20 protein-coding genes are annotated in these 19,799 nt (G+C 66.3%); 10 read left to right on the forward strand and 10 right to left on the reverse strand.

Annotation, left to right across the window (positions count from 1 at the left end):
• The first annotated feature begins 10 nt into the window (after nt 1-10).
• The gene (locus tag VGQ94_00310; GenBank protein ID HEV2020949.1) at nt 11-1,744 is read left to right on the forward strand and encodes an amidohydrolase; all 1,734 of its coding nucleotides are present in this window, start codon (nt 11-13) and stop codon (nt 1,742-1,744) included.
• Here the strand turns inward: VGQ94_00310 and lysA are convergent.
• Both lysA and VGQ94_00320 read right to left on the reverse strand, forming a co-directional pair.
• Nucleotides 1,741-3,042 (reverse strand): diaminopimelate decarboxylase, encoded by a 1,302-nt coding sequence (gene lysA, locus VGQ94_00315; GenBank protein ID HEV2020950.1) that lies wholly within the window; start codon nt 3,040-3,042, stop codon nt 1,741-1,743. The genes VGQ94_00310 and lysA overlap by 4 nt on opposite strands.
• Before the next feature lie 92 nt (nt 3,043-3,134).
• The gene (locus tag VGQ94_00320; GenBank protein HEV2020951.1) at nt 3,135-4,853 is read right to left on the reverse strand and encodes a SpoIIE family protein phosphatase; all 1,719 of its coding nucleotides are present in this window, start codon (nt 4,851-4,853) and stop codon (nt 3,135-3,137) included.
• Between the two features lie 196 nt (nt 4,854-5,049).
• Here VGQ94_00320 and VGQ94_00325 point away from each other — a divergent pair, with 196 nt between their 5' ends.
• Genes VGQ94_00325 through VGQ94_00335 form a run of 3 tightly spaced genes read left to right on the forward strand, consistent with a single transcriptional unit; the run spans nt 5,050 to nt 6,818 of the window.
• Nucleotides 5,050-5,400, forward strand: a complete 351-nt coding sequence (locus VGQ94_00325; GenBank protein HEV2020952.1) for a rhodanese-like domain-containing protein — start codon at nt 5,050-5,052, stop codon at nt 5,398-5,400.
• Nucleotides 5,397-6,107: a metal-dependent hydrolase gene (locus VGQ94_00330; GenBank protein HEV2020953.1), complete on the forward strand. Its 711-nt coding sequence runs from the start codon at nt 5,397-5,399 to the stop codon at nt 6,105-6,107. The genes VGQ94_00325 and VGQ94_00330 overlap by 4 nt, the downstream gene beginning before the upstream one ends.
• Before the next feature lie 45 nt (nt 6,108-6,152).
• Nucleotides 6,153-6,818, forward strand: coding sequence for an O-methyltransferase (locus VGQ94_00335; protein ID HEV2020954.1), 666 nt, complete (start codon nt 6,153-6,155; stop codon nt 6,816-6,818).
• Between the two features lie 6 nt (nt 6,819-6,824).
• On the opposite strand, the gene VGQ94_00340 is transcribed toward VGQ94_00335, so the two are convergent.
• The 7 genes from VGQ94_00340 to VGQ94_00370 form a co-directional block, all read right to left on the reverse strand.
• Entirely contained in the window at nt 6,825-7,940 is a 1,116-nt protein-coding gene (locus VGQ94_00340) for a Rieske 2Fe-2S domain-containing protein (protein HEV2020955.1), read from the reverse strand.
• A gap of 64 nt (nt 7,941-8,004) precedes the next feature.
• On the reverse strand, nt 8,005-8,256 hold the full coding sequence (locus VGQ94_00345; protein ID HEV2020956.1) for a hypothetical protein: 252 nt from the start codon (nt 8,254-8,256) through the stop codon (nt 8,005-8,007).
• Between the two features lie 148 nt (nt 8,257-8,404).
• Nucleotides 8,405-9,163 carry a bacillithiol biosynthesis deacetylase BshB1 gene (gene bshB1, locus VGQ94_00350; GenBank protein ID HEV2020957.1) on the reverse strand — a complete coding sequence of 253 codons (759 nt, stop codon included), beginning with the start codon at nt 9,161-9,163 and terminating at the stop codon, nt 8,405-8,407.
• Entirely contained in the window at nt 9,160-10,041 is an 882-nt protein-coding gene (locus VGQ94_00355; GenBank protein HEV2020958.1) for a farnesyl diphosphate synthase, read from the reverse strand. Before VGQ94_00355 ends, bshB1 begins: the two co-directional genes overlap by 4 nt.
• 280 nt (nt 10,042-10,321) lie before the next feature.
• Nucleotides 10,322-10,693: a hypothetical protein gene (locus VGQ94_00360; GenBank protein HEV2020959.1), complete on the reverse strand. Its 372-nt coding sequence runs from the start codon at nt 10,691-10,693 to the stop codon at nt 10,322-10,324.
• An 88-nt stretch (nt 10,694-10,781) separates the two neighbouring features.
• Entirely contained in the window at nt 10,782-11,027 is a 246-nt protein-coding gene (xseB, locus tag VGQ94_00365; GenBank protein HEV2020960.1) for an exodeoxyribonuclease VII small subunit, read from the reverse strand.
• A 79-nt stretch (nt 11,028-11,106) separates the two neighbouring features.
• Complete coding sequence (locus VGQ94_00370) at nt 11,107-12,978, reverse strand: bifunctional homocysteine S-methyltransferase/methylenetetrahydrofolate reductase (protein ID HEV2020961.1); 1,872 nt, start codon at nt 12,976-12,978, stop codon at nt 11,107-11,109.
• Between the two features lie 120 nt (nt 12,979-13,098).
• Here VGQ94_00370 and VGQ94_00375 point away from each other — a divergent pair, with 120 nt between their 5' ends.
• Complete coding sequence (locus tag VGQ94_00375) at nt 13,099-14,280, forward strand: hypothetical protein (protein HEV2020962.1); 1,182 nt, start codon at nt 13,099-13,101, stop codon at nt 14,278-14,280.
• A gap of 86 nt (nt 14,281-14,366) precedes the next feature.
• Here VGQ94_00375 and VGQ94_00380 read toward each other — a convergent pair whose 3' ends face one another.
• Nucleotides 14,367-16,838 carry a penicillin acylase family protein gene (locus VGQ94_00380; protein HEV2020963.1) on the reverse strand — a complete coding sequence of 824 codons (2,472 nt, stop codon included), beginning with the start codon at nt 16,836-16,838 and terminating at the stop codon, nt 14,367-14,369.
• Between the two features lie 178 nt (nt 16,839-17,016).
• Between VGQ94_00380 and VGQ94_00385 the strand changes: the two genes are divergently transcribed.
• The 5 genes from VGQ94_00385 to VGQ94_00405 form a co-directional block, all read left to right on the forward strand.
• Entirely contained in the window at nt 17,017-17,808 is a 792-nt protein-coding gene (locus VGQ94_00385; protein ID HEV2020964.1) for a hypothetical protein, read from the forward strand.
• Complete coding sequence (locus tag VGQ94_00390; GenBank protein ID HEV2020965.1) at nt 17,805-18,218, forward strand: c-type cytochrome; 414 nt, start codon at nt 17,805-17,807, stop codon at nt 18,216-18,218. Before VGQ94_00385 ends, VGQ94_00390 begins: the two co-directional genes overlap by 4 nt.
• Before the next feature lie 123 nt (nt 18,219-18,341).
• Nucleotides 18,342-18,839, forward strand: a complete 498-nt coding sequence (locus VGQ94_00395) for a Fur family transcriptional regulator (protein HEV2020966.1) — start codon at nt 18,342-18,344, stop codon at nt 18,837-18,839.
• Nucleotides 18,840-18,955: 116 nt separating this feature from the next.
• The gene (locus VGQ94_00400) at nt 18,956-19,429 is read left to right on the forward strand and encodes a DUF4870 domain-containing protein (GenBank protein ID HEV2020967.1); all 474 of its coding nucleotides are present in this window, start codon (nt 18,956-18,958) and stop codon (nt 19,427-19,429) included.
• A gap of 122 nt (nt 19,430-19,551) precedes the next feature.
• Nucleotides 19,552-19,799: phosphoesterase (locus VGQ94_00405; protein ID HEV2020968.1), on the forward strand; the 248-nt coding region annotated here is incomplete at its 3' end.

The following is a 19,799-nucleotide window of genomic DNA, read 5'->3' on the forward strand; positions in this document are numbered from 1 at the left end:
CAGATACATAATGAGAACTGAACAATTTTCCAAGAACGTGGGGCGGGGCTGGCCGCGACCGCTTCTGCTGCTGGCAGGGATGCTGGCGGCGCTCGCGGGAACGGCCGCCGGGCAGACCAAGCCGGCGGCGGACCTGGTCATCATCCACGCCAAGGTCTGGACGGTGGACAAGAGCCGGCCGAGGGCGGAGGCCGAGGCGGTCGCTATTCTTGGCGAGCGCATCGTGGCCGTGGGCACGAGCGCCGAAGTCGCCGTCTGGCAGGGCCCCCAGACGCGGGTGATCGATGCCGGCGGGAAACTTCTGCTGCCGGGATTCAACGACGCTCATGTCCACTTTGTCAGCGGCGGGATGCAACTCGACAACGTGGACCTGAAGGACGCGGACACGCCCGAAGAACTGGCCCGCCGCGTCGGCGAGCGCGCCAAGGTCACGCCCAAGGGAGAGTGGATCCAGGGCGGCGACTGGGACCACGAGCGCTGGACCCCGGCGGAGTTGCCCACACGGCAGCTGATCGATGCCGTCACGCCCACCACGCCGGTCTTCATCAACCGCTACGATGGGCACATGGCGCTAGCCAACTCCGTGGCCCTGCGCATGGCGCACGTGACGGCGCAGACGCCCGATCCGCCCGGCGGCACCATCGTCCGCGACACCCAGGGGAATCCCACCGGCGTGCTCAAAGACGCGGCCATGGACTACGTGTACAAGGTCATCCCGCCGCTCACGCCGGAGCGCCGGATGCAGGTGGTGAGACGGGCGCTGGCGCATGCGGCGTCGCTGGGCGTGACCAGCGTGCAGGACATGAACCCGGAGTACGCCGACATCGCCGTGTACAGCGAGCTGACGGAGAAGGGCGAGCTGACCGCGCGCATCTACGCCGCCCCGCTCGAGACCCAGTGGAACGACCAGGCCAAGCTCGGCCTGCGGCGCGCCTTCGGTTCGTCCTATCTGCGGATGGGAGCGGTCAAGGGATACGCCGACGGGTCATTGGGCTCGACCACCGCCTACTTCTTCGAGCCCTATGACGATGCTCCCAAGAGCCGCGGGTTGCTCTCAAGCGAGATGCGTCCCCTGGCCGCGATGCGCGGACGGATGATGAAGGCGGACGAAGCGGGCTTGCAGCTCTGCATCCACGCCATCGGCGACCAGGGCATCTCGATGATCCTCGACCTGTTTCAGGACGTGGTGCAGGCGCACGGGGAGCGCGACCGGCGCTTCCGCATCGAGCACGCCCAGCACATGGCAACCAAGGATTTCGAGCGCTTCGCCAAGCTGGGCGTGATCGCTTCCATGCAGCCGTACCACGCCATTGACGATGGCCGTTGGGCCGAAAAGCGCATCGGCCCGGAGCGCATCAAGACCACCTACGCCTTCCGCACGTTCTTAGACCACAGCGTGCGGCTGGCCTTCGGGACGGACTGGAACGTGGCGCCGCTCAATCCCATGTTGGGCCTCTATGCTGCGGCCACCCGCGCCACGCTCGACGGCAAGAATCCGCAGGGCTGGGTGCCGGAGCAAAAGATCACAGTCGCTGAGGCGGTCGAGGCCTACACCCTGGGCTCCGCCTACGCCGAGTTCCAGGAGAAGGAAAAAGGTTCCATCACGCCCGGCAAGCTGGCGGATATGGTGCTTCTGAGCGACGACATCTTCCGGATCCCTCCCGAGGCAATCAAGGATGTGAAGGTGGAACTGACCCTGGTGGGCGGGCGCGTGGTCTTCGAGCGCCAGGCCGCCAAACCCTAGCGGTTTGGATGGGAGGCTAGCTCCGGGCGCATCAGGTCACGCGCAGTCTCGCGGCGGCGGATGAGGCGGGCGGAGCGGCCGGAGACCAAGACCTCCGCCGGACGCGGGCGGGAGTTGTAGTTCGAAGCCAGCGACATGCCGTAGGCGCCGGCGTCGAGCAGGGCGACCAGGTCGCCTTCCTGGAGCGGGGAAAGCTGGCGGTTTCGGGCGAAGATGTCCCCGGTTTCGCAGATGGGGCCGACGACGTCGAAGCTTCTCGTTGCGCGTTTCTCGTTTCTCGAGGGCGAGGCAAGCACTGCCGGCACAATCTCGTGGTAAGCGCCGTAGAGGGCGGGGCGCATCAGGTCGTTCATGGCGGCGTCGAGGACCAGGAAGCGGCGGCGGCCGCTCGACTTGCGGTACAGGACGCGAGCGAGCAGCAGGCCGGCGGGGCCCACCAGCGCACGGCCCGGTTCGAGCAGCAGGTGGACATTGAGGCCTCGGAGTGGCCCGAGAATCGCGCGGGCGTAGGCCGGGAGCGCGGGCGAGGCACCCGCATCCACATGGGAGTGGCGGTATTCGATGCCCAGCCCGCCGCCCGAGTCCACGTAGCGGATGTGGTGGCCGTCGGCGCGCAGGGAGCGGACCAGGGCGGCCACACGGCGCATGGCCGTGGAGAAGGGCGCGAGCCGGAGGATCTGGGAGCCGATGTGGACGCTGACTCCGGCAACCTCCAGATATTTTTCCTGGGCGGCGCGGCGGTAGAGGGCCCGCGCCTGGATCATCGGCACGCCGAACTTGTGCTGGCGCTGGCCGGTGGCGATGTAGGGATGGGTCTCCGCCCTGACGTCCGGGTTGACGCGCAGCGCCACGCGGGCCTTTTTTCGCAGGCGGGTGGCGCGCGCAGCCAGGAGCTCCAGTTCAGCTTCGCTCTCCACATTAAAGAGCAGGATGCCGGCGCGCAGGGCGAGGTCCATCTCGGCGGTGGTCTTGCCCACGCCGGAAAAGACGGTGCGGCGGGCGGCGCGGGGCGCGGCCGCGAACACGCGCTCCAACTCGCCTCCGGAGACCACATCGAATCCCGCGCCCTCCCCGGCCAGCAGCTGCAGCAGCGAGAGATTCGAGTTGGCCTTCACCGAATAACAGAGGGTGTGGGGCTGGGAGCGGACGGCGCGGTCGAAGGCGCGGTAGCGCTCGACGATGGCCGTGCGGGAGTAGACGTAGAGGGGGGTGCCAAAACGGTGGGCCAGACGCGCGAGCGGGACCTGCTCGCAGTGCAGAGCGGAGCGGCGATAGTGGAAGGGAAGAGATTGAGTCATTGAGTCATCGGGTCATTGAGTCATTAAGTCATTCTCTCGAATGCTGACGCCGACGACAAATGGCTCAACGATTCAATGGCTCAATGACCCAATCAATGGGTGACTTTCAGCACGACCACGGTCTGGTCGTCGAAGGGATCGGCGCCGACGGAGTGCTGATTGACCGCGGTGATGATGGAGTCGGCGATCTCCTCGGCGGAAGCGGCCCAGGTCTGGGCCACCAGGCGCTCCAGGCGGGCGCGTCCGAACTGCTCGCCGTCGGGGCCAGCGGCGTCGAGGATGCCATCGCTGAAGAACACGAAGACGTCGCCGGGGGCGGCGGACATGGTGAGCTCGTCGTACTGAGCGTCGTCGAACAATCCCAGGGGCAGCCCCAGGGCCTCGACCACGGTAATGGCGCCGTCGTGGCAGAAGAGGGGCCGCGGGAAGCCGGAGTTGGCCACCTGCATGGTGTGCTGCTCGTCGTCCCACAGGGCGTAAAGCAGGCAGACGAAGTGGGCTTCCAGGCTGCGCTCGGCCAGGGCCAGGTTGAGGGCGGAGAGCATCTCGGCGGCCGAGGGTTCGCTGGCCCCGGTGGAGCGCAACATGCCGCTGGCCAGCGCGGCAAACAGCGCCGCCGGGGCGCCTTTACCGCTGACGTCGCCCACGGCGATCCCGATCACGTCCCCCGAGTAGTTGAGGAAGTCGTAGAGGTCGCCTCCGATGGCCAGCGCGGGGGCGTAGCGCGCGGCGATCTGCGCGTTCTTCAGGACGGGGCAGCAGGGCGGCAGCAGGTGTAACTGGATCTCGCGGGCGCGGGCCAGGTCGCGCTCCAGGCGCTGCTCCTGCTGGCTGATGCGCTGGTAGAGGCGCGCGTTCTCGATGGCCACGGCCACCTGCGCGGCCAGGGTGGTGAGGGTAAGCTTGTGAAACTCGGTGAAGTAGCCGCGCTTGGTGTGCTCCACATCGAGCACGCCGATGACTCGGTCCTTCAGGATCATGGGGACGCAGAGCTCGGAGCGCGACTCGGGGTTGAGCATCACGTAGCGAGGGTCCTTGGACACGTCGGGAACCAGCACCGCCTCCTTGTGCTGAGCGGCGTAGCCCACCAGGCCGGCGCCGATGGGCATGACGTCCTTGATCTGCACGTTCTTGTCGAAGCGCACGGCGAAGCGGTGCACCAGGTTCTTGCCGGCGTCGTCCACCAGCAGGATGCCGAACATGTGGTAGTCGATGAGCTGGTGGAGCAGCTCGCCGATGCGCGCCAGCAGGGTGTCCAGGTCGAGGATGGAGGTGAGTTCGCGGCTGATCTCGTTGAGCACGGAGAGCGTTTGCGCCTGGCGCGCGACCCGGGTGTACAGCCGGGCGTTCTCGATGCCGGAGGCGATGCGCGCGGCCAGCAGCGTGAGCACCCGGCGGTGCTCCTCGGTGAAGTAGCCGAGCTCGCGCGATTGCAGATCGAGTACGCCGACGACCCGCTTCTTCACGATCATGGGCACGGCCAGCTCGGAGCGCACCGAGGCATGCGCGTTGACGTAGTTGGGCTCCTTGCTGACGTCGTTCACCAGCATCGCCTCGCGGCGCTCCACCGCCTGCCCGGTGATGCCTTTTCCCACCTTGATGCGCAGGCGCTCGGCGACCTCCTGCGAATGGCCGATCTCGAAGCGCATGCGCAGTTCCTGGGTCTTTTCGTTCAAAAGAAGGATGGAGAAGATCTCGTAGTCGATGACTCGGCGGGTGGCCTGGGCGATGCCGGCCAGCAGGGTGTCGAGGTCGAGCGTGGCGTTGGTGATCTCGACCACCTCGAGCAGGAAGGCCTCGACGTTCGACAAGGTTGTGGGAGGGGCTGCTGGAGCGTTCATTGGAGCCAAGCCGCCCATGATAACAGGGGTCATGGAAGAGTAGATGTGGGCCGACGCCCGGAGGACGCATGAAATCATACGGTTGCGAGCTTTCTTGGTTCGGGATGACAAGCGAGGGAGCGGCGGCTAGAATCCAAAGCTCGACCCCGCGCGGAGGTTTCCATCCATGCCCATGCCCGAGTTCCAGCAGCTGTGCAACGAAGCCAAGAAAGAGATCCAGGAGATCGACGTCGCCGAACTGAAGCGCATGCAGCAGGCGGGCGAGGACTTCGCGCTGGTGGACGTGCGCGAACGCGAGGAGCAGGCCAAGGGCATGATCCCCGGCGCCGCGCCCATCCCGCGCGGCATCCTGGAGCTGCAGATCGACCAGGTCACCACCGACAAGGGGAAGAAGGTCGTCCTCTACTGCGGTGGCGGCAACCGCTCGGCGCTCGCCGCGTGGATGCTGAAGAAGATGGGATTCAAGAACGCCATCTCGCTCATCGGTGGATGGCGCGCCTGGACGGAGAATCCATGAACCTGCAGGGCGTGAAGCTAACGTGGCTGGGACACTCGTGCTTCCGAGTGGAGACGCCCGGCGGCCGGGTGATCTACATCGATCCCTGGCTCAAGGAGAATCCCTCCTGTCCGCAGGAACACAAGCAGGTCCAGAAAGCCGACGTGCTGCTGTGCACGCACGGGCACTTTGACCACATCGCGGACGCGGTGGCCATCGCGCGGGAGCACAACCCGGTGGTGGTGGGGATCTACGAGCTCTGCGCCTGGATGCAGAAGAAGGGCGCGAAGCAGATCGCGCCCATGAACAAGGGCGGGTCGCAGACGCTGGGCGATGTGCGGGTGACCATGGTGCACGCCGACCACTCCTGCGGCATCCAGGAAGACGACGGCTCCATCATTTACGGCGGCGAGGCTTGCGGCTACGTGCTGGAGTTCGAGAACGGGTTCAAGCTCTACCACTCGGGCGACACCAACGTCTTCGGCGACATGCACATCATCCACGAGCTCTACCGGCCGGAGGTCGTGATGCTGCCCATCGGCGACCTGTTCACCATGTCGCCGCGCGAGGCCGCCTACGCCTGCGGCCTGCTCAAGCCCAGGGTTGTTATCCCCATGCACTGGGGAACGTTCCCGGCGCTCACCGGGCGGCCCGCGGAGTTGCAAAAGCTGGTGGCGGATATGGGCGTCGAGGTGGTGGAGATGACGCCGGGGAAGACCGTCGGGTGATTGCCGATTTTCGATTTGCGATTGCCGAGTTGAGGATCACAAGACATGACTGACGACCTGCGCGCGTACTGGATGATGGGTGGGATCACCACCGAGCCGGTGGAGAAGTATCTCTACGGCCTGCTGCCGGAGCGCGACGAGATCCTGAGCGCGATGGAGGAAGAGGCCGCGCGGCGCAAGATCCCCATCGTGGGTCCGGCGGTGGGGCGCGTGTTCTTCCAACTGGCGCGGCTGATGGGCGCGCGCACCGTCTTCGAGATGGGCTCGGCCATCGGCTACTCCACCATCTGGTGGGCGCGGGCGGTGGGCGCGGGCGGGCGCGTGATCTACACCGACGGCAACCCCAAGAACGCCGAGAGCGCCCGACGCAACTTCGAGAGCGCCGGCGTGGCCGACAGGATCCAGATCCGCGTGGGCGACGCGCTGGAGCTGCTCTCGGAGGAGAAGCCGGAGGCGTTCGACATCATCTTCAATGACGTGGACAAGGAAGACTATCCCAAGGTCTTCCGCCTGGCCGTCCCCCGGGTGCGCAAGGGCGGACTGTTCATCACGGATAACGCGCTGTGGAGCGGCCGCGTCGCCGCGGCAGAGAAGGGCGAGAAGACTACCGAAGCCATCAAAGAGTTCAACAGCCTGCTCTACGGGTCGAAGGAGGTGTTCACCACCGTCCTGCCGCTGCGCGATGGGGTTGCGGTGGCGCTGAAGCTGTAGCGAGTTTCAGGAAGCACTTTCCTCAGCCATCCTGCAGGCCTTCCGTCCCGGGCGGCTCACCTTTGCGGAGCCCTCGCCCTGGGCGATGAGCCTCTGGGCGAGCTCCACGGCACGGCGGGTCAGATCGCGGGCGCCCGAGCGCAGCTCCTCGCTGTGCTCGACGAAGGTCACGTTGTTCTCCATGTCCTCCGCCGACCAGCCCCGCGAATGCGCGATGTAGGGGAACTGCGGGAAGTGGAAGCCCAGCTCGGAGAAGAAGCCCAGCAACTGCCCGACGACCGACTGGATGTTGTCCTGCCCTCCGATGATGAGGAAGGCGGCGACCTTGTTGCGGATGAGCGCGTTGTCGCGGATGGTGATCTGGTTCTGTACGCAGTTCAGCCGCTCCGCCATCTTGTAGTACAGGGAGCTGGCGGAGCCCCAGCGGATGGGCGTGGTCACGAGCACCACGTCCGCCCAGTGCACCAGGGCCTCGTACACCTGGTCCATCTGGTCCGCAGGATCCATCTGAGTGATGGAGCAGGGCCAGGTGCAGGCGTGGGCGCTCTTGGAGTAATAGCCCTCGCAGTTGCGGAACTTGAGGCTGTCGAGCTTCAGCAGACGGGTGCCGCAGCCCAGCTCTTTCTCGGCGTGGTCGAGCGCGGCCTGGAGCAAGAGTTCGGAGGTCGAGACCCGGGGAAACTGGCGGTCCATGACGGTGGCGGAGATGCCCACCACGCGCACCGGGCCTTCTTCGCGCCGGATGGGGCGGGCCAGAGGGTGTGGGTCATGCGGCAGCTTGTGACGCGGGGTCACGGGCTTGGTGCGCAGCAGGAGACGTCCGCCCTCCACGCGGACTTCGTAGCTGGGCACTCGGTCGGCTTCGAAGCCGGGCTCGCCTTCGCCGGTCCGCCAGTGGAACTTATAGTGGTGCCAGGGACAGACCACGTAGTCGCCGTCCAGAGTGCCTTGCCCCAGCGGGCCTCCCACGTGATTGCAAACGCCGGAGATGGCGCCGAACTCGCCGTTGCGGCAGGTGATGGCCACCGCGGTCTTACCCAGATGGACCTCGGTCACGGGCTTCTGCTCAAAGTCCTTTGCCGGGCCCAGGTCCTGCCATTCGGCGGTTTGCGCGGGGTTCATCGCCAGTCCTCCGGTCGGAATCAGAGAGAGAGCATACCGGAAAGGGCAGCGTAGAAGCGACGCGCTAGAGTCGCGGTCTGGCCGGCGGCTGCGGCGGCAACAGGAATGCGCGCACGAAGTTGCGCTTGGAGAAGTCGCCCGCCGTCCATAGCCGCCAGAGGAGGTCGCTTCCCGGCAGGGCCCGGGCAATCTCGCCTTCGCTCAGGCCTCGGCGATGGAGTTCCAGGATGCGCCCGCCCAACTCCACCAGGGAATCGAACTTTTGGCGCAACTGCATGGTCGCGTCTTCGACCCGGCCGCGGTGCTGGCAGAACATGACCGAGGGCTCGACTACGGCGACGTGCGCTACTTCCGCATGGCTCGAACCTACCTGGGCCGCGCTTTGTACTGGACGGGCGTGTACTACGTGGATGGGCTGCTAAAGCCCCGCTCTCCCACCCAGACACCAACATCGCATGAACCCGCTAGATGGATTTCACCGGGATGGCGGTGAGGTCGTCCACCAGGCCAACCTCTTTCTGCACGAAGGGCTCGGCGTACTTCACCCCGGCGAGCATGCCGTAGAAGCGGGCCATGGCTTCGACGCGGCTGCGGATGTCGTCGTAGGCGGGGAAGTCGTTGCGGCCGGCCTCCTGGTCGGTGAATTGAGACTTGTAGGCGAGGATGGACTGGAGGCGCGCCTCGAATTGCGCGGTGATGTCCACTACAAAGGCGGGGCGGACGTCGTGGTAGAGGCTGGCGTAGATGATCTTGAATGGTCTGTGAGGGGGTAGGGGTCCTTCGACTCCGCCCTGCGCTTTCGCTTGGGCTTCGCTCAGGATGACAAGCTTTGATAATCCTGCCAAGAAACAAGCTTCGTACCCCAGGATGGACGTCGTGTAATGGTCGGGGTGGCGGCCCTTCCAGTAGGGCAGGATGACTACGCGCGGATGACGCGCGCGGATGACGCGGGCGACCTTCAAGCGGTTCTCCCAGGTGTTCTCCACGCGGCCGTCTGGGATGTCGAGCACGGTACGCCAGCTCACCTTCAGGATGCGGGCGGCGTCGGCGGCCTCAGCAGCGCGCTCTTCGGCGGTGCCGCGCGTGCCCATCTCGCCCTGGGTGAGGTCGAGGATGCCGGTGCGGTGGCCGTGTTCGGCCATCTTGAGGAGCGTGCCGCCGCAGGTCTGTTCCACGTCGTCTCGGTGGGCGGCAATGGCCAGGATGTCGAGAGCAGCGCTCATTTCTTACGCTCGACCAGGAAGTGCGCCAGCGCCTTGAGCGTCTCGGCGCCCGGGCCGAAGGAATCGAGCGCGGCGCAGCCGGAATCGACCAGCGCATCCGCCTTCTTCAGGGAGTCCTCCACGCCGAAGAGCGCGGGGTAGGTGGCCTTCTCGGTGGCCGTGTCCTTGCCGGCGGTCTTGCCCAGTTGCTCGGAGGTCTGGGTGACGTCGAGAACATCGTCGGCGATCTGGAAGGCGAGGCCGACGGCGCGGCCGAAGCAGCGCAGCTTCTCGGCCTGCTCCGCGGAGGCGCCAGCATAGATCCCGCCGCTAACTGCGCTGGCGGTGATGAGCGCGCCGGTCTTCGCGCGGTGGATGTGCTCGAGCGTCTTCGAGTCGGGGCGGGTGCGCTCGGCTTCCAGGTCCATGACCTGGCCGCCGATCATGCCCTCGATGGTGCCCGTGCCGACGGCAATCTCTTCGATGACGCGCACCCGTGCCTCGGGCGGGCAGTGCAGGCGGGAGAGCGTCTGGTAGGCGAGGGTCTGCAAGGCATCGCCGGCCAGGATGGCGGTGGCCTCGCCGAAGACCTTGTGGCAGGTGGGCTGGCCGCGGCGCAGGTCGTCGTTATCGAGGGCGGGCAGATCGTCGTGGACCAGCGAGTAGGTGTGCAGCATCTCCAGGGCGCAGCCCAATTCTTCGATCCCCGGGGGAAGCGAGCCGGCGATGAGACGCGCCGCCTCCATGGCCAGGATGGGGCGCAGGCGCTTGCCGCCGGCGAAGACGCTGTGCCGCATGGCGCGATGGATGGAGGTCGGGTCCTGGGTTGCTGGCGGAAGTAGTCGCTCCAGGGCTTCGTCCATGCGCTGGCGGTCGGATTCGAGGGCGTCGGGGAGCATCCAGGGGTGAGTATAACAATTCGGTTCGGCGTTCCGTTGCAAGGCGAAACGCAAGGTCCTTCGCCCGCCCAGGCGGGCTCAGGATGACAGGGCGCCTGCGCAGGGAGAATGCCCTGGCGGCGTCTTTACGCCGCGGTCAGTGTAGGGGTCCTTCGATTCGGCCGTCGCCTATGCTCCGGCCTCGCTCAGGATGACAATCAAAATCAAACGCAAGGTCCTTCGTTCGCGCGCGGGCTCAGGATGACAGGGCTGCGCAGCGGTTGCCGGCGAGACGGTGCCGCTAGGCGGCGCCGGGGCGGGAGGCCTGGGGATTACGCATGGCGGCGAGCACGATGCTGCGGACGTCGGAGACGTGGCAGCAGTCCAGGGCCCCGGCGGCCACCGCGGAGGTCCAGAGCTTCTCGTCGGGCAGGCGGTGAGTGCAGACGATGGAGAGGGAAGTGAAGTCGCGGCGCAGTTGCTGGACGTCGGCGACGCCGACGAGTTCCAAGTCCACGATGACGAACTCGGCGCGGTGGCGAGGGATGGCGGCGCGGACTTCCTCGAGCGAGCCGGCGATGCGCACGGTGTGGAAGTGGCGGAGCAGGGAGGCAGCGAGAGCGGCCGCGGATTCAGGGTCGCTCTGCACGACCACGGCGGTCAGTGGCAGCATGGGGAAACCCTCCGTCGTCGAGCGCCCCGCATTATGCCGTGCGCGGCGCAGGGGAAGGGCTCCGGAGAATCCGGAGGCATGCCCGGCCCTATTTCTTCTTTGAAGAGCCGGATTTCTCGCCGGCTCCCTCAAACGCCTCGGCCTGAAGTTTTCCGTTCTGCTTGAGCAGGATCTCCACCTTGCCCTCGGCCGCATCCAGCTCCTTGCGGCAGGAGCCGGAGAGATGGATGCCTTCCTCGAAGAGGGCCAGCGCCTTGTCGAGCGGGATGTCGCCCTTCTCCAGCTCGTCCACGATCTTTTCCAGGCGGGAGAGGCTCTCTTCGAACTTGGGCAAAGATTCGCTCCGTGACGACGTATTTTACTGCCGATCGCGCCGAGTCCCAGGGGGTATTTTTCCACAGGAAGGAAGCAGGCTAACGCGCACCCTGGGTGGAGCCGAGCGCCTCCAGCACGTCCACGGCGGCGGCGTAGCGACCGAGCGGCGCGCTGACCTGCGCTCCCTGCACCAGGCCGCGGACGGCGAGTAACATCTCGCGGGCGATGGCCACGCCTTCGGCGCGGGAGGCTTCGACATTCGCGGCGCGCCCCATGCGTTCCAAAATGGAATCGGGTACCGAGACCCGCAGCTCGTTCTTCATGAACTCGGCGTTGCGCACGCTCACCAGGGGCCAGATGCCGGCGAGGATGGGAATGCGGCAGTGCTCGACACGCTGGAGGAACCGCTCCAGCAGGCTGATATCGAAGACGGGCTGGGTGACGGCGAATTCAGCGCCCGCCTCCACCTTGTACTGGAAGCGGCGGACTTCCTCGTCGATGTTGGAGAGGCCGGGATTGGCGCCCACGCCGATGACGAAGCCGGTGGAGGCGCCCATGGCGTTGCCGCCGATATCCATCCCCTGATTCAGGTTGCGGACCACGTTGACCAGGCCGATGGCGTCGATGTCGAAGACGGCGGTGGCGTCCGGGTAATTGCCCAGCTTGGGCGGGTCGCCGGTGATGCAGATGAGGTTGCGGATGCCGATGGCGGAGGCGCCCAGCAGGTCGGACTGGATGCTAAGCACGTTGCGGTCGCGGCAGACGTAGTGCAGCACCGCCTCGATGCCCACCTGCTGCTGGGTGAGGATGGCCAGCACCTGAGCGCTCAGGCGGGCGGAGGCCCGCGGGCTTTCGGGGATGTTGATGGCATCCACGCCCACCGACTTCAGAAAGCGCGCGCCCTCGATCTCGCGGGCGGCGTCTGTGCCCTTGGGGGGAACGATCTCCACCAGGGTGACGAATTCTCCCGCGGCCAGCCGGGCGCCCATGCGCGAGCGCTGGGCCAGCGGCGGCGGAGCGACGGGTGCTTCCTTCTTGGGGGTCGTGACCACTTGAAAGCGGGTAGCGCGGGCCTCGCCGGAGCGCAGCGCCGCCTTCATGGCGCGGATGTGCTCGGGAGTGGTGCCGCAGCATCCGCCCACCAGCCGGATGCCGGCGGCGGTGAACTTGCGGGCGTAGCTGGCCATGTACTCCGGGGAGCAGAGGTAGAGGTTGCGTCCCTCGACGTCGCGCGGCATGCCGGCGTTGGGCTGCGCGGCGAGGGGCAGGGAGGTGACCGCGGCCACGCGCTCCAGCGCCTCCAGCATGGCCACGGGACCGACGCTGCAGTTGCAGCCCACGACGTCCGCGCCCCAGTCCGCGATCTTGGCGCCGAAGGTCTCAGGCACGGAGCCGTCCAGGCAGATGCCGTCCTCGTCGATGGTGACCTGGGCGACCACCGCGAGCTTAGGGTCGACCTCACGGGCGGCCAGCAGCGCCTGATGAAGTTCCTCGAGGTAGCCGAAGGTCTCGAGCATGATCAAGTCCACGCCGCCCTCGGCCAGCGCCGCGATCTGTTCGCGGAAGGCAGCGCGAGCCTCCTCGAGCGAGGTCTTGCCCAAGGGCTCGATGCGGACGCCGAGCGGGCCCACCGAGCCCGCCACAAAAACGTTGAGCGCCTTCTTCTCCGCTTCGCTTCGCGCCACCTGGCGGGCCAGGCGGACGCCGGCGAGATTGATCTCGGCGACCCGGTCGGCGAATCCGTGGCGCGCCAAGCGGAAGGAGTTGGAGCCGAAGGTGTTGGTCTCAATGATCTCGGCGCCGGCCTGCAGGTAGGCGCGATGGACCTCGCAGACCAGGTCGGGCTGGGAGAGGTTGAGCTCGTCATAGCAACGGTTGATGAAGATGCCGCGGGCATAGAGTTCGGTGCCCATGGCCCCGTCGGCCAGCAGCGGTCCTTGTTGCAGGCGGGTAAGGAAGTCGAGCGCCATCCTCGCAAGAATACAGAAAGGCGCGGGCGGTTGTCAGTTCGGACGGGGAAAATGCCACTGGGTCTCTGCTATAATCAGCGTTTTCATGCAGCTATCCTACCGATTGATGGAGCAGCGAGCTTGAAGCGAACCGTCTTTGGGGTTGCGGCCATCGCCGCCGGTGTCCTTTTCCTGGCGTCCTGCGGCGGCAGCAGTTCGGGCACGAGCACCAGCGCTCCGACGACCAGCCAGCTGACCAACCGGGCCTTCGTGAGCAACGAGTTCACCGGCAGCGTTCAGATCGTGAATGCGACGAGCGACGTGTTGAACACCCACTCCTTCGTCAGCGGCTCCAGCCCCCAGACCATGGTGGTCTCGGGGAACAAAGGGTTCACGATGGTCTTCAATGCCGGCGGCAACGTCCTCCTGAGGGTGGACAACGCCACAGAGGCGGGGATCGCGACCGCGACCCTGCCGGGCTATACCGATTCCCTGGCCGTCACTTCGGACGGGACGAAGGCGTATGCCGCCATCCGCAACGCGCCCTTGACTACCGGAACGCCGCTGGGAGTGGTGTCCTTCGTGGACTACACCGCCACCACCAACACTTCGGTGGACGTCCCGCTGGCGCGGCGGCTGGTGCTGGGACCGAGCGGCGCCAAGCTGCTGGTCTTCAGCGACAACTCGAATTCAGTGACCGTCATTGATACGGCCACCAAGGCGGTGACCGTGGTGGGCGGCTTCGACCGGCCGGCGTGGGGCGTCTTCTCCAGCGACAGCAGCAAGGCTTACATCATGAACTGCGGGCCGGAGTGCGGCGGCACCACCGCCAGCGTTACCGAGCTGGATAACCTGGGCGGCGTCCCTGCCCTGGGCACGAATACGCCGGTGTCGGCGGCCACCATCGGACTGCTCGACGGAAGCAACCTCTACGTGGCCGGGACGGTGACCGCGGGCACGGGCGGCGGACGCCTGGACGTCCTGAACACTGCCGGCCTGGCGGTGACCAAGTCGGGCGTAGTCATCAACGACGGCTATCACACCACCATGGCCATCAGCAACGGCCGGGTGTTCGTGGGGGCGAGGGCGTGCAGCAACGTCGCGGAAGGCTGTCTCTCAATCTACAACGGCGGCGCCGGCACGGCGGTGATCGGTACGCCCAAGGGCGAGGTCACCGGCATGCAAGCCATCAGCGGGCGCACCATCGTCTACGTGGCCGAGGGCGGCGAGCTGCGCATCTACGATAGCTCCACCAGCACCGAGAAGCTGCCCGCGCCGGTGGACATCGTCGGCAAGGCCTGGGACGTGAAGACGGTCGACTAGCGCCGCCTCGTCCCGAAATCCCACCAACAGATTCGGTCCTTCGCTTCGCTCAGAACCACAACCTTGGTCAGCGCGAGCGCCCGCGGCTACTTCGCGGGTTCCAGAATCAATGCGTGTGCGTGTGATTTCTCCACCGCACTCGCGGAGAAGGGAAGCGCGAACGTCCAGCCTTCGTACCAGGCGGGGAACTGGTCCATGTAGTAGGGGCTGCCGAGCTGGCCGCTCTCGCCGGTGACCAGGTTGAGGGTGGAGGCGTCGAGCGAGGCGAGGTCCACGGTCAAGCGCTGGGAGGGGCCGAAGCTGCGGCCCACCTGCTTGACGGTGGTGCCGCCGCCGGATTGCGGTCTGAGTCCCGGTCCGGTCCAACGCCCGAGCAGGGGAATGCGCCCGAAGATAGGGTGGTTGAACTCCAGCGGATACTGGTCGCCATAGCGCCAGCTGCGGAGATCCTCAGGCGCCTGCGGCTCAGAAACGGTGGCCTCGACGGCGGCCGTCAACAGCTGGTCATAGTCCGCGAAGTTTTGCGGCAGCCAGCGCGGGGGCTGGTCCGTGAGGATGGTCTCAAGCGCCACCGGCGACAAGAACCAGTTGTACTGGCGCCAGCCAGTGACGGCGACGCTGGAGGGGAGAGAGTCGCGCTCGTCGCTGGGTCCGAGGCGCGGCTGAAGCAGCAGGCGCCAGAGGTTGCGGCGCGCGCGCGTGACCAGCGTGGCGGCGACGGAATCCACCGTAAGCCTTCCGTCCCAGGCGCGCATCAGCTCGGCGGCCTCGCGCGCCCGCGGGGAAGCGCTGGAGGTTCGCTGAACCGCGGCGGCGAAATGCTGGGCGCAGAGGTGGTCGAAGGCAGAGTAGATATCCGTCTGCACCGCCAGCATGTCCGCGGCGGTGAACTTCTTCCCCGAATCCAGTAACTGGTAGATGCGCTCGGTGCGGTAGGGCGCGGCCCATTGGCTGGCCAGCACATTGGGATACCCGTCGGGCGTGATGCGCCCGTTAGCGGTGGCCAGGATTCCCGAGGGCGGGTCGAAGGCGCTGGGCAAGGATTCGAAAGGAACGGAGCCGGTCCATTCGTGGGCGTTGTCCTCGCCGGGGACGGGCAGGGTGCCGTCGCCGGCAGCGCGGATGGGCAGGCGTCCCACCGCCTGGTAGCCGATGTGCCCGTCCACGTCGGCGTACACCACGTTGAGCGGCGGGGACACATAGCTGGAGAAAGCCTGGCGGAACTCCTGCCAGTTGCTCGCCCGGTTCAGGGCGAGGAAGGATGTCCCGCTGGAATCGAAGTCATAGATGGTCCAGTGCAGGACCAGGCGGCGGGTCTCGCCCGGGACCAACTCGGTGATGATGGGGCCGTGGCGGGTGAGCAGCACGTCGAGCGTCACGTCAGGCGCGCTGCGGACGTGGATGACCTCCTGCCGACGCTCCGGCGGCTTCCAGCCCTCGGGAGTCTGGTACTCGCCCTGGGCGTTGAACTGCTCGATGTAGATGTCCTCGACGTCCGGCATCAGGCTGGTGTAGCCCCAGGCGATGCGCGCGTTGTGCCCGGCGATGACGTAGGGGTAGCCGGGAAGGGTGAGGCCGGCGACGTCCAGCTCCGCGGCCGATGCGCCGGGGCCGCGCAGCGTGAGATGAGCCTCGTACCACACACCGGGGATCTGATGCGGCAGGTGCATATCGTTAGAAAGCAGCGGCTTGCCGGAGGCGGTGTGCGCGCCCGAAATCACCCAGTTATTCGAGCCGGGCTGCAAGGGCTCCGGAAACAATTCGCCGGCGCTCACGGCGGAGAGGAATCCGCCGGGGCCCGGCGCTGCTTTCCCGGCGCGGGGCGCAGGGGAAGGCGATGGGCTGGTTGGAGCCACGGCCGTGGGCGGATGGTCGCGCCCGGAGGTGCTGGGATAGAGGTCCGCGGTCAACTCAGGGCCGAGCTTGGCCAGGATGGCCTCGCGCGAGAGTTCGGCGCGATACCCGCCGTGATTCAGCGCCTCGCTCATGGAGAGCGTGACCAGGAGCGAATCTTTCACCGTCCACGGGCGGGGCTTGTAGCGCAACACGCGGAACTCCAGGGGAAGCGCGTCGCCGTGGGTGTCAATGTAGGCGTTCACGCCGCTGGCATAGGCTTCGAGCTCGGCGCGGTCGGCGGGAGAGAGGCCGCGATCCAGGCGCTCTGCCACGAAGCGGAGCTGCAGGATGCGCTGCTGGCGGTCGAGGCGCAGGAAGTCCTGGCCCAGGATCTCGGAGAGTTCGCCCGAGGCGAAGCGGCGGGTGGCGTCCATCTGCCAGAGGCGGTCCTGGGCAGTGACGCAGCCCTGGGCAAAGAGCAGGTCGTCGAGGGAAGAAGCGGAGATGTGGGGGACGCCGTGGGTGTCGCGGACCACGGTCACCCGGTCGCGCAGGCCGGGAAGGGCGAGGGAACCGTCGAGCTGGGGAAGGGCACGCTGGACGGCGCAGTAGAACCACGCAGCGACGCCCAGAACAGCGAGCAGCAGGAGGAGGAAGGCGGCGGCGATGGGGCGGCGCCAGCGAGGACGGCGTGCGCCGGGGGTAGAAGCGGCGGGGGTCATGGCGGAAGGGATTGTACGTTCTGCTTGACAGGGCGGGGAACCCAGCCTTAATGTTATGAAAATGAAATTCAATTTCATTTTCAATACGAGGCACAGAGGCTCAGCCGCCCGTCTTGGATTGCTCCTGCTGGCGCTGCTGCTCTCAGCGCCGGCAAGCGGGCAGGAGTCCCCGTACTTCGTGACCTACGACGACCACATGGAAGAGCCCGGGAATCTTGAGATCAGCGTCTTCAACACCACCGGCGTGCGGGGCAACGGCCAGCCCGCCTACGCCGCCCCCTACACGGAGATCGAGTACGGCGTGAAGGCGTGGTGGACGGCGGAGCTCTACCTGGAAGGGCAGAAGACGCTCAGCGACAGCACCATCTTCACCGGCTGGCGCCTGGAGAACCGCTGGCGCCCGCTGGCCCGCCAGCACCGCGTCAATCCCGTCCTCTACTTCGAGTACGAGAACATCAACGAAGGAAGCCGGATCAAGAAGGAAGTGGTGGGCCACGCGGGGCCTGCCACGGAGTCGAACGCCGAGCTGCGCCGCGAGCACGTCCATGAGCTGGAGGCCAAGCTGATCCTTTCCAGCCAGGTGAAGGGCTGGAACGTTTCGGAGAACTTCCTCGTGGAGAAGAACCTCTCGGCCAACGAGGGATTCGAGTTTGGATACGCGCTGGGGGTCTCGCGCCCGCTGGCCAGTCTGGCCTCTTCCAAGAACTGCCGGCTGTGCCGGGAGAACTTCGTGGCTGGGCTGGAGCTCTACGGTAGCCTGGGTGACAGCCGGAACTTCGGCCTGAAGCAGACGGCGCATTACCTGGCGCCGGCCATCTCCTGGCAGGTGAGCGACAGCACCACGCTGCGCTTCTCGACCGGCTTCGGGTTCACCTCCAACAGCGCGCCAGTGCTGCTGCGGTTTGGCTACAGCTATGAGGTGCGGGGCTTCCGCGACAAGGTCAGCGCGCTGTTCCGGAGAAAGCAATGAGAGCCCTGGCGGCCATTGTGCTATTGGGAGGCGGAATCCTGGCGGCGTTCGGAGCGCAGGGTGCCGACTACCATCCCGACGGCCGCTGGCAGCCGTCCCGGGAGGCCGCGGCCCGCAGCAATCCGCTGCCGGGGACGCCGGAGATCGTGGGCGGCGGCCGCAAACTTTTTGTCCGCCACTGCGCGGAGTGCCATCGGGGCGACGGCCAAGGCGGCAAGCGCGCCGCCGATCTGCTGCTGCCGGTGGTGCAGGAGCAGAGCGACGGTGTGTTGTTCTGGAAGATCTCGAACGGCAATCCGCGGCGGGGGATGCCCTCCTGGGGACGGCTGCCGGAGCCGCAGCGCTGGCAGTTAGTACTCTACTTGCGGGCCCTGCGCCCGGGCTCCGCTGGCGCCGGGATCTCGAAGTGAGGGCCGCCGATGCACGCGCCCGCGCTGCAATTTATGAAATGACTTGCCTTGCCCGGAGCCGCTATCATGCTGGCGCGGGCGGCGCCATCGCGCCGGCGGGGATGGGCAACACCGGGGAGCAGGATGCTGCAGAAGCGCATTGACGATCGGCCCTCAATCTCGCGCGAAGCCCTGCGCGACGCCCAGGACATCTTCCACCGCCACCTGAAGAAAGTGGGCCTGAAGCATACCGGGCAGCGCGACACCATCCTGCACACCTTTCTGGAGACGCGCGAGCACCTCTCCACCGACGAGCTCTACCGCCTGACCCGCAAGAAAGACCCGAAGATCGGCTTCACCACGGTGTATCGCACGCTGAAGCTGTTCGCGGAGTGCGGGCTGGCGAGCGCCGTGGCCTTCCACGACGGCATCGCGCGCTTTGAACACCAGTACAACCGGCGCAGCCATCATCACATGGTGTGCACGGAGTGCGGCGGGTCGGTGGAGTTCTTCTCTCCCGAGGTAGACAAGCTGGAGCAGGAGATCGGGCGCAAGCATCACTACGAGACCACCCGCCATACCTTCCAGATCTACGGCATCTGCGAGGACTGCCGGAAGAAGAATGCCCACCGCGCCGGCTGAGGTGGGCCGGGCGGTTTTCTTTGCTTTGCAGGCTGGATTTTGATACTGTCCGCGCAACAATTGCGGCAGGAGTACCGCAGTCGCGCCGCATTCTCGGGAAAACCTTAGGAGGCAACATGCCGCGTTTCTGTCCTTCGTGTGGTGCGCAGATGACCGACACCGCCGCCCCGTGTGCGGCGTGCGGGAAGGAAGCAGGCCAGTCGGGCGGATCCACGCCCCCGGCGCCGGCTCCCGGTGGGGGAGGATTGACCGACAACGTCGCCGGCCTGCTGGTGTACCTGATCGGCATCCTGGCAATCGTGTTCCTGCTGATCGAGCCCTACAACAAGAACAAATTCATCCGTTTCCACTGCTTCCAGTGCTTGTTTTTCTGGGCCGCGTACATTGTGTGCTTCATCGTGCTGATGATCCTGAGCTTCGTCCTGGCAATGGTCCCCGTGGTGGGCGGCATCATCGCCTTCCTGCTCTGGATGGTGCTCTGGCTGGGCGCGGTGGTGGTGTGGATCCTGCTCATGGTGAAGGCCTACCAGAACCAGATGTGGAAGCTGCCCTTCATCGGCGACATGGCGGAGAAGCAGGCCAACGCCTAAACGAAGTTTTACGGCGGATTCATAAGAGGCGGGAAGGAAACTTCCCGCTTTTTCTTTTTTCTGGGGCGTCTTGACAGAAGTGCAACGCACGCCCATCCTTAATGTTTTTCCACGGGGGCCGGGTGAGGGTTCGAATCTTCTTCCACGATAAGTGTTTCGACGGGGCGTGCTCGGCCGCGCTGTTCGCGCGCTTCTACCGGGAGCGCATCCGCGACGGGGCGGAGTTCGTCTTCACCGGACTGGCGCACCGCGCGGGCGCGCTCTTCGATGAAAGCAAGTTCGACGGCGAGGAGAACGCTATCGTGGACTTCAAGTACTCCACCTCTCCCAAGCTGACCTGGTGGTTCGACCATCACCAGAGCGCCTTCCT

The sequence above is a fragment of the Terriglobales bacterium genome, from assembly GCA_035937135.1.
Taxonomy (GTDB): domain Bacteria; phylum Acidobacteriota; class Terriglobia; order Terriglobales; family Acidobacteriaceae; genus DASYVL01.